The 7,217-nt window shown below is 50.0% G+C and carries 7 protein-coding genes and 1 pseudogene; 7 read left to right on the top strand and 1 reads right to left on the bottom strand.

Annotated features, from left to right (window positions below):
• The coding region (gene mraW / locus EHO61_RS10125) for a 16S rRNA (cytosine(1402)-N(4))-methyltransferase (protein WP_425460346.1) at positions 1–292 on the bottom strand (292 nt) is incomplete at its 3' end.
• Here mraW (EHO61_RS10125) and mraW (EHO61_RS10120) point away from each other — a divergent pair.
• From mraW (EHO61_RS10120) to murC, 7 genes and pseudogenes are all read left to right on the top strand, one after another.
• Positions 235–606 (top strand): annotated as a pseudogene (mraW, locus tag EHO61_RS10120) (16S rRNA (cytosine(1402)-N(4))-methyltransferase); the annotation flags it as partial. The gene mraW (EHO61_RS10125) and the pseudogene mraW (EHO61_RS10120) overlap by 58 nt on opposite strands.
• Positions 603–962, top strand: coding sequence for a hypothetical protein (locus tag EHO61_RS10115; protein WP_135813465.1), 360 nt, complete (start codon positions 603–605; stop codon positions 960–962). The pseudogene mraW (EHO61_RS10120) and the gene EHO61_RS10115, both read left to right, overlap by 4 nt.
• Positions 940–2,448, top strand: coding sequence for a UDP-N-acetylmuramoyl-L-alanyl-D-glutamate--2,6-diaminopimelate ligase (locus EHO61_RS10110; protein ID WP_135813464.1), 1,509 nt, complete (start codon positions 940–942; stop codon positions 2,446–2,448). Before EHO61_RS10115 ends, EHO61_RS10110 begins: the two co-directional genes overlap by 23 nt.
• A gap of 33 nt (positions 2,449–2,481) precedes the next feature.
• Positions 2,482–3,594 carry a phospho-N-acetylmuramoyl-pentapeptide-transferase gene (mraY, locus tag EHO61_RS10105; RefSeq protein ID WP_135813463.1) on the top strand — a complete coding sequence of 371 codons (1,113 nt, stop codon included), beginning with the start codon at positions 2,482–2,484 and terminating at the stop codon, positions 3,592–3,594.
• Entirely contained in the window at positions 3,591–4,742 is a 1,152-nt protein-coding gene (locus tag EHO61_RS10100; RefSeq protein ID WP_135813462.1) for an FtsW/RodA/SpoVE family cell cycle protein, read from the top strand. The genes mraY and EHO61_RS10100 overlap by 4 nt, the downstream gene beginning before the upstream one ends.
• Positions 4,739–5,812: a UDP-N-acetylglucosamine--N-acetylmuramyl-(pentapeptide) pyrophosphoryl-undecaprenol N-acetylglucosamine transferase gene (locus EHO61_RS10095; RefSeq protein WP_135813461.1), complete on the top strand. Its 1,074-nt coding sequence runs from the start codon at positions 4,739–4,741 to the stop codon at positions 5,810–5,812. The genes EHO61_RS10100 and EHO61_RS10095 overlap by 4 nt, the downstream gene beginning before the upstream one ends.
• Positions 5,812–7,215 (top strand): UDP-N-acetylmuramate--L-alanine ligase, encoded by a 1,404-nt coding sequence (murC, locus tag EHO61_RS10090; RefSeq protein WP_135813460.1) that lies wholly within the window; start codon positions 5,812–5,814, stop codon positions 7,213–7,215. The genes EHO61_RS10095 and murC overlap by 1 nt, the downstream gene beginning before the upstream one ends.
• The last annotated feature ends 2 nt before the right edge of the window (positions 7,216–7,217 follow it).

The following is a 7,217-nucleotide window of genomic DNA, read 5'->3' as shown; positions in this document are numbered from 1 at the left end:
GGTTCACCTCGATACGCAATGCCTGAAAGACTCGCGTGGCAGGATGTCTCCCCGGCGGCCAGAATTTTCGCGGAATCACCCTAGAAACGAGCTGGGCAAGTTCTCCGGTGTATGAGATACGACCGTGCCTTCTCCTCTCCAGGATCGCTTCCACGATTTTCTTGGTCCATCGTTCCTCTCCATACTCGTAAAAGATCTTACTCAAAATCTTCTCAGGATAGGTATTGATCACGTCTTCCGCGAAAATTCTGGCCGCCGGGGAGACATCCTGCCACGCGAGTCTTTCAGGCATTGCGTATCGAGGTGAACCAGGAACTTATGCATATCGAGTTCGGGATCAGGAAGCTCCTGGATATACTAGCGGAAGGAGGCAGGTTCCAGGTCATTTCCTTTCACTCTCTGGAAGATAGAATCGTAAAGAATCAATTCAGGGATTATGCCCGTTCTCATTCCGCCAAGTTGGTGACCAAAAAACCGATCCTTCCTACGGAAGAGGAAGTCCGGGAAAACGCGGCGTCCCGGTCCGCAAAATTACGGGTAATCGATAAACTCTCCGCAGCCGATACTGGAAAAGAAGAGGACGAGGACGAGGACGAAGAAGAATGAGTCGGCTGAAAGATTGGTACCATAGCCGGATCTGGGGCGATCTCGGATTTTTAGCCCTCGTTTTTTTGAAAATCGGTCTCCCGATTTCCCTTTTATTCTTATTCGTATGGCAAAACGTCCAAGTCTCCAGACTTAACAGGGAGATTTCCCTAAGCTCCCAGGAAAAGAAACTTCTCCTGAAGAAAAACGACGACTTGAAGATAGGGATGGCCACTTACACATCCGCTCGACGCATCGAAGCACTGTATCGGAAAACATATCATTACTTGCCGATTACGGTAGGGGATCGTATTATTACCGTAACGCTCCCCCCGGAGCGGAACGAGTCCGAGCTTGAAACTTTCCGTTCTCCTTAAAGCGTTTCCCGAAATCGGAACTTCCTCCTCTTTTTCTTCGGAAGAGGAAGTTGGTTATGTCCGCACGGACTCTCGTAGACTTTCCGAAAGAGATTTGTTTTGCGTACCTGATTCCTTAGGACCGAAAGGCCCGGAGTATGCGGCCCTTTCCGATTGCAGGTTCGTTTTGTTTTCCGATCGCGAAAATGCCTCTCGTGAATTACCCGGAAAGATCGTTCTACACAGTCGGATGGATCCGGATCGATTGGCGGGTAGGATCGCGTCCTTTCTTCTCTCCCATCCTTCGGAAAAATTGAAGGTGGTCGGGGTAACCGGAACGAACGGCAAGACTTCTCTGACTCATATTTTAGCTTCCTTAGGCGAAGCGGCGGGCAAACGCACCGCAGTGATCGGAACCGTGGGAGTGAAATTCCAAGGTAGAACATTGGATACGGGATACACTACGCCCGACGCGTGCAGTCTCCAGGAAATTCTGAACGAAATGCAAATCGCCGGCGTGGAATACGTGTTTATGGAGGCGAGTTCCCACGGTTTAAAATTAGGGCGGACATTGGGGACGGTCTTTCGTGCGGGAATCTTCACGAATCTGACCCAGGATCACCTCGACTTTCATCCGGACATGGAAGATTACCTCAAGAGTAAGAGTATCCTGTTCCACTCCCTGGGGAAAGAGGATCCTTCCGTTTTCGGAATACTGGATCTGTCCGTTTCCGGAGGAAAAGAGATGCAGGAACTCCTTTCCGCGGATTGTCCGAATTTGAAACTGTATGCTTTGGGCGAAAAGGGAAAGGAGTTTGAAATCTCGAACGAGGAATTTTCCCTAACGGAAACGACTTACAATCTGAATTTGCCGGTCTCTTGGGGAGGTCTCACAAAGGTCCGGACCAATCTTCTGGGAGGCTTCAACGTTCGGAATACCGCCCTGGCTTTAACGGCGGGTTTGGCGTTCGGATGGGAGAAGTCTCTTTTACTAAAAGCGCTCGGTAGTATCCCTCAGATTCCGGGGCGTTTTCAGATCTATTATAGCCCGGATCGATCTAGAATGGCCGTTGTGGATTACGCCCACACTCCCGATGCTTTGAAAAATATTTTGACTAGCGTACGAGAATCCAATCCTAAGGAACTCATTCTATTGTTCGGGTGCGGCGGGGACAGGGATAGAACCAAGCGTCCTCAAATGGCAGGCATCGCCGAATCCCTCGCGGATCGGGTCATTCTCACTTCCGACAATCCCAGAACGGAAGATCCCGAATCCATTTTGGACGAGATTCAGGCGGGATTTTCTTCCGGTTATCGTCCGGTCTTCCGGGACGCGGATCGGGCGGCGGCGATTCGAAAAGGGATTTCGCTATTGAAGGAAGGAGGGTGCCTTTTGGTCGCCGGGAAAGGACACGAGGATTATCAGATTATCGGAAAGGAAAAACGCCATTTCGACGACGGGGAAGAAATACAAAAAGCTTGGCTCTTTGCCGAATCCGGACGATAGGATCTAAGAACCCCCGATCGGTTTAAGAGGATTATGTTCTATTACGTATACGAATACTTTTTCAGGGAATGGGATTCCCTCCGTATCTTCAGCTATGTTACCTTCAGAGCTTTGATGGCCGGGCTGACCTCTATGTTTTTGACGTTTTGGTTCGGCGGAAAAGTGATCGATTTTCTATATGGTTTGAAGTTCAGGGAAAGCGTAAGGGACGACGGACCCAAATCCCATAGCGCCAAATCGGGAACTCCTACCATGGGAGGGTTGATGATCATCGGGGCTCTCCTCTTTTCCGTTCTTCTTTGGGGCAATCTCAAGAACCCGAACATCTTACTGCTTCTGAGCGGCGCGATCTTATTTTCCGCTCTCGGATTCTGCGACGATTATATGAAGTCGGTGAAAAAGATCAAAGGCGGAATGAGGGCGAGAACCAAGTTCGTTCTCTCCGTCCTGTTGTCCGCCGGTTTTTGCGCCGCGTACTTTTATTATACGGGAGAAGCTCCCGGCGGGACCTCGGGAAGAATTCCGTTCCATCTCACGGATTTATTCCTGCCTTTCGTAAAAGGACCGGTTTTGGCCTTGGGAATTTTTGCGATTCCGTTTTCCATCCTGGTAATTTTAGGCGCTTGTCACGGAGTCAATCTCACCGACGGATTGGATGGCCTTGCCGGCGGAACGGCCTGTATTTCAGTGACAACTCTCGCCATCATCTCCTATGTGTCCGGAACTCCGGTCGCCGCGAATTATTTAAACATTCCTTATTTACCCGGAGCTCACGAGTATAGCGTGTTTCTTTCCGCATTGGCGGGAGCGTTGATCGGTTTCCTTTGGTTCAACACACATCCGGCTCAGGTATTCATGGGAGATACGGGTTCCCTCTTTCTCGGAGCTACCATCGGTATGACCTGCGTTATGTTGAAAAAAGAGATCCTGCTCGTCATTTTAGGCGGGATCTTCGTGGCGGAATCCCTTTCCGTCATTCTCCAAGTAGGATCCTTTAAACTGACTCAGAAAAGAATCTTCAAGATGGCTCCCTTACACCATCATTTCGAGTTGGGGGGAATCTCGGAGACCAAGGTGGTCATTCGCTTCTGGATCGTCGCAGTCATTCTTGCGATCATTTCCCTTTCCAGTCTAAAAATCCAATGAAATCCCTGGTCGGAAAATGGAAGGACTTCTGGGAGTCTCCCGGGACTCCCTTCGACCTGCCGACCGTGGGCATCGTTTTTCTGCTTCTCTTATTCGGGATCTGCATCATGTACTCCAGTTCTTCCGTTACGGCTTGGAGAGACTTTCACGATTCGGAATACTTTCTGAAGAAGCAACTTTTATGGGCCTGTCTCGGACTTGCGGTCTTTTTCTTTTTCGCGAATTTTCCCTATCGTCGTCTGGAAAAAGTAGCGTTAGCCGGAATTCTCCTTAGTATCGTACTCTTAGGCCTTGTGTTCATTCCCGGAGTCGGAAAGTCCGTCGGAACGTATTACGGAAGGAATTTTCATCGATGGATCGGAATCGGCCCTTACCAACTTCAACCTTCCGAAATCGCGAAACTGGCAGTGGTCGTTTATCTTTCCTCCATGGTTTCCAAGTGGAGAGAAAAGGAAAATCGGGAACCTAAGAAATTTCTGGTGCCGACGATCCTACTTTTGACGGTTCTGGTTCTGATCTTGGCCGAGCCCGCTTTCGGCACCACGATGGAGATTCTGTTCGTGGTATTGGCCTTCGTCTTTCTGTTCGGCTTTCCGATCCGAAACCTACTACTGGTGGGACTGGTTTCCCTTCCGCTGGCGTATCTTTTGGTGGATAGGGTCGGTTATAGAAAGAAAAGGATGGAAGTTTGGTTGGATCCTTACAAGTTCCGCTTCGACGAAGGACACCAATTAGTCACCTCTTTTCGGGCATTTCTGGACGGAGGATGGTTCGGAAGCAAGTTGGCCAGCGGATATGCCCACCGATATCTTACCTACAGTCATACGGACTTCGTCTTGGCCACTTTTGTGGAGGATTTCGGATTCGTCGGATTTCTCCTCTTTTTCGGGCTCGTGCTGTTTTTGCTCTATAGGATTTACGTTCTGCTCAAGAAGGTCTCGGATCCGTTCGGTTTTTATTTGGGTGCGGGGTTATTGTTCATTTTAGGAACCCAATTCGTCATTAACAGTTTTGTGGTAACCGGCCTCTTCCCGATCACGGGGATCAGTTTACCGTTCATGAGTTACGGAGGATCTTCGCTCCTTGTGGTTTTGGCGGCTTTCGGAATTCTTGTCAATATAACCAGACGGGAGAACTTAGGCGTATGAGATCCGTCCTGATCGCCGCCGGAGGTACCGGCGGGCATATATCTCCCGGGGTCGCGCTTGCGGAAGTTTTGGTTTCCGCAAAAGAGACGTACGGTTTCGACAAGGTCATCATCCATTCTCTTTATCGCAATAAGGACAATCCGGACCTGAAGCAGGCTCCTTGCGAGGTTCTCTGGCACAATACTCCGAACCTTTCCGGGAATTTTCTGTTACTGCCGTTCCGTTACGTGTTTCATTTGCTCAAATCCTGGTTTCAATTCTCCAGACTAGGAGTCGATGCGGTGATCGGAATGGGAGGATATTCCAGTTTTCCCGCGCTATTGTTCGGATTGATCTTCCGGAAGCAGATTCTGTTATGCGAACAAAACTGTATACCGGGCAGCGTAAATCGGATCTTCTTCCGATTCGCCAAAAAAGCGGCTTTCAGTTTTCCTCCCAAGGCCGCGCCGCTCTCCTGCGAATGGGAGATCTTGGGCAATCCGCTTCGAAAGAAGGCCGTTCCTAAATTGACCTTGAAGTTCGGCGAAAAATGGGATCCGAAGAAAAAGAAACAATTCAACGTTTTAGTGATGGGCGGTTCCCAAGGAGCCAGACAAATCAATAATATCGTGGTGAATCTGATGAAGCACGACTTCATCCAGGAACGATTCCGTTTTAGAATGCTCACCGGAACCGCACTTTACGACGAGGTCTCCAAAAAAACCAAGATGGCGGATCTGATCTCTTACTCGGACAATATGGCCGAGCATTACGAATGGGCAAATCTCGTGGTCGCGCGTTCCGGCTCCGGCGTACTTTCGGAATGCGCCGCATTTGCACTTCCTATGATTCTGATTCCTTACCCGTTCGCAAAGGACGACCACCAGACCGCCAATGCGAAATACATGGAAGCGAACGGCGCCGCGGTCGTGATCGAACAGAAAGACGAGGATGAAAGCAGATTGTTCCGAGTGTTGAACGATTTTGCCGAGAACCCGCAGGTGTTGAATGATATTTCCGTCAAATCCTTGGAATGTTCCCACGTGGACGCGGCGGAAGAGACGATTCGATTTTTCTTCGGAAAGGGCTGATGTCCGAGATCGAATCGTCCCGGTCGCAACTTCCTTTTTCCAAACCTTTTTTTCTGGGCATAGGCGGCTCGGGCATGTCCAGCCTCGCGCATATACTCATCGACCTAGGAATGTACGTTTCCGGATATGACGGTAAGAAGAGTTCGGCGACGGCGGAACTGGAAAAGAAAGGCGCTACGATCTACGGTCGATCGGACGAAATCCCCGAATCCTTCGACGCTGCCATCTATTCTTCCGCGGTAAAGATCGGATCCCATCCGGTTGCAAGTATTTTCGAAAAACGGAATATTCCTTTTTATCATCGTTCGCAGGTCCTTCACGATTGCTTTTCCCATCGAATCGGAATCGCCGTGGCAGGTTCGCACGGAAAAACGACCACAGCGGCCATGACCTCCTTTCTCCTGGATGCGGTCGGTATGGATCCTTCGGTAATGGTCGGTGGGGAAGTCGCGTTTCTGGGAGGAAAGGGCGGACGGTTCGGTTCCGGAGAATTTGCGGTATTCGAATCCGACGAATCCGACGGCACTTTTCTAAACCACGACGCCCCCGTACGTATTCTGACGAATATAGACGACGATCACCTGGATTATTTCAAGACTAGAGAGAATCTCCTGGCAGCTTTCGGAAAGTTCGTCCGAAAAGGAACCCGTAGAGTGATCCTGAATTTGGACGATCCTGGGATACGCGAGTGCATGCATTCTTCCGATACAAAGGAAAGAATATTCGGTTTTACTGAAATTTCTCCCGACGTATGGGACAAGTCCGCGCTGAGCGTCGCTTCGGATTCCTCGGTTCCTTACATGCTTGAAAACGGAACGCTTACGTTTCGGTACCGCGGAGAAGAGATTTCTTTTCGGTCCAAATTTCCCGGAGCGCATTATCTCAGGAACTCTCTTGCGGCGGTGATGGCAGGGATCGAAGCGGGGATTCCTGCAAGACGGGGAGCCGAGGTCGTTTCCGGCTATTCCGGAGTAAAACGAAGATTGGAATTTATAGGCTCCAAATCGGGAGTGGACGTGTACGACGATTACGGCCATCATCCCACGGAGGTTCGTGCGGTGCTTGCGTCCATGCGTGAAATGTCCGCAACCGGAGGAAAGACCATCATTCTCTTTCAACCCCACCGCTACACCCGCACCCAAAACCTGTACAAGGAGTTCGCGGAAAGTTTGGACACGGGAGATCTGGTCTATCTGTTGCCGATCTATTCCGCCGGCGAAGATCCTATTTCCGGCGTCGGTTCCGAATTGATCGCGAAGTCCATGAAAAAGAAAGTTAAGATATTAAGCGAAGACATTCGGGAAGGTTGTAAGGAATTAAGCCTTTGCCTGGATAAAGGGGACAAACTATTGACATTGGGAGCGGGAAACGTACGGGATTGGGGGCTACAGTTTCTTTCCTAAAG

Origin of the sequence: Leptospira fluminis (assembly GCF_004771275.1) — a bacterium.
GTDB lineage: Bacteria > Spirochaetota > Leptospiria > Leptospirales > Leptospiraceae > Leptospira_B > Leptospira_B fluminis.
The sequence above is the reverse complement of the archived record's forward strand: the minus strand, read 5'-3'. Positions and strand labels throughout refer to the sequence as shown.